The sequence below is a fragment of the Thermogemmatispora sp. genome (assembly GCF_019683635.1).
Taxonomy (GTDB): domain Bacteria; phylum Chloroflexota; class Ktedonobacteria; order Ktedonobacterales; family Ktedonobacteraceae; genus Thermogemmatispora.
Map to the genome: position 1 here is coordinate 1 of NZ_JADGIA010000359.1, position 2,146 is coordinate 2,146.

2 protein-coding genes are annotated in these 2,146 nt (G+C 58.8%); both read left to right on the forward strand.

Annotation, left to right across the window (positions count from 1 at the left end; all coding sequences use genetic code 11):
• Positions 1-283 precede the first annotated feature (283 nt).
• On the forward strand, positions 284-760 hold the full coding sequence (locus tag IRZ31_RS21280; protein ID WP_297157753.1) for a hypothetical protein: 477 nt from the start codon (positions 284-286) through the stop codon (positions 758-760).
• Between the two features lie 167 nt (positions 761-927).
• On the forward strand, positions 928-1,836 hold the full coding sequence (locus tag IRZ31_RS21285; RefSeq protein WP_297157755.1) for a cysteine peptidase family C39 domain-containing protein: 909 nt from the start codon (positions 928-930) through the stop codon (positions 1,834-1,836).
• Positions 1,837-2,146: the final 310 nt, after the last annotated feature.

Consider the following 2,146-nt stretch of genomic DNA (forward strand, 5'->3'; position numbering starts at 1 on the left):
GTTCTGCTCTGTCGAATATGGCCGGGACTTTCTGCGATCGCCCGACTGCAGACGCGGCGAGCGAGAAACAGGCGGGCACTTGGATCTATGCAACCTGCCAGCGTTCTCTTCTGTAAGAGAGAAGGGAGAAGAGGATGCTCCTCTTCCTTGACAGCGATAGCTATCTGTTATACTCTGTCTTTGTGAGAATGGCGCAATGAAGATCAGAAGCTGCAGGAAAAGGACGCACTTGGATAGAAGTCCCGCCTTTCGTGCGCTTGTTGAGAGATAGAGAGGATCGACAATGTACCGACGAAACCGTTTTGGGCGCCACCGGGGTTGGTTTTTCTGGTGGTTCATTCCCCTGTTTTTCCTGGGTCCAGCACATTGGTGGTGGGGCTGGGGTAGTGCAATGTTCGGCATTATGCTAAGCATCTTCTTCATTGCCTTGCTTGCCTGGGCCCTCTCTGTGCTCTTTGCTGAGCAGGGGCCGGGGACGGGGCGCAGCTGGCCGATGAACGGTGGTATGTGGCAATGGCAGCAGCCGCCGCAGGCGCCGCCGGGAACAGTGGATACCTACCAGACCTCTTACCCGGGCAGTCAGCCAGGAGAGCCTGAGCAGCGCTATCATCAGGGCTATCGCGCTCAGACGGGACCACGCCCAAACGAGGCCGCGGGGTCACAGCCACAGCAGGCTCAACCGGCGGTGAGGCGTCCTCAACCGCAGTATGAAGAGCCGCAGGTTGAGTATCCGCGTGAAGAGCCGCCGCTGGTCCAGTAGCCATCTTGACCTCTATTCCGTCAGGCTCCCGCACTCTCTAATCTGTGCCAGCATGCTTCATATGGTACCATTGTGGGATTGATTTGACGGAAGTCCTCAACTCCCGGGATACTTCTGGTAAATGATGCTGATGTGTTTATGGAGATGAAGAACCGGGAGGTTGCTCTGTGGTCCCCGTTGTGGTGCTGGCTAGCGCACTGCTCCTACTCATGCTGGGATTGAGTCTGTGGCGTCGTGGAAGCTGGCTTGAGCGCTGGTTGCGGCGTGAGGGGCTGACTAGTGATCTTCTCGTCTCCTCTTCAGGAGAGCAAGCAAGCTTGACCGCTCGTGCTGCCCGCCTTCTGCAGCGGGCACAAGACGGCCAGGAAGGAAAGCCCTGGTTCGCTCAGGCGTTTCCGGCGCCCTGGTACCGGCGTTGGCGTGTGATCCTCTCGCTGGTGCTGCTGGTAATGGTTCTTCTAGCGCTCTCGATGACCAGCGCTCTGGCCGATGGTGGACAGCTGACGCTCAACACGGCGCTCACCTTTTTCCGAAACAATCACAGCCAGACGCTGGATCTCCAGACTCTGCCTCATGGCTTCAACGCCTCGCGCAGTCTTGTACGCATCTCCCAGCTTGATCCTGCCCAGTATGCTTCTCAAGAAGAATATGACACCTGGGCCTACTCTGCATGCTCAGCGGCAGCCATGACGGAGGTCTTCGATGCCTATGGCCGGCACTATCGCATCAGCGACGTGCTGCATGTCGAGGCGGCTCTGGGGCAAATCACGCCGGAGCTGGGCCTGGTGTCGCCGGAGGGCATTGCTATCACTGCGGCTCACTTTGGCTTTCGCACCGAGTGGGGTGAACACTGGTCTCTGGAGCAGCTGCTGGCCGTGGCCAACGGTGGGGCCCCTGTGATCGTCAGCTTCCCGCCAGATCGCTATGCCGGTGGCCATTTGCTCGTCGTGCTCGGCGGCGATGCAACTGCGGTCTATCTGGCCGACTCCTCAGCCTGGAATCGCCGTGTTCTCAGCCGGGAGCAGTTCCTCCAGTGGTGGGGAGGCTATGCCGCTGTAGTAACGCCTCTTGAGTAAGCAAGGCCAGGGGAAGGGCAGGCGGCCCTGCCGCTGGAACTGCTCTGGTGCTGGAGCGGATCTTCGAATGGCCATGCTCTGATGTCGGGCTGGATAGAGACCTCACAGCTACCAGCAAACGTGTTGGCTTTACGACTACGGAGCCAGAGAGCACACTTCCCGGCAGCTCCTGCTTTCAGGACAGGGGAGTGGTCATCTAAGCTCCTCCTTTTGTCACCATCGAGGCCGTGCTGAGCGAATCAAGCAGTGCGTGGAAGCTGCGATGAAGGAAGGCGAATGACCCTCGTTGTCCGTGGCTACAAAACCGAGT

Bases quoted from the DNA above. Each gene is read 5' to 3' on its own strand.
- IRZ31_RS21280 (WP_297157753.1), top strand. From the start codon at position 284: ATGTACCGACGAAACCGTTTTGGGCGCCACCGGGGTTGGTTTTTCTGG.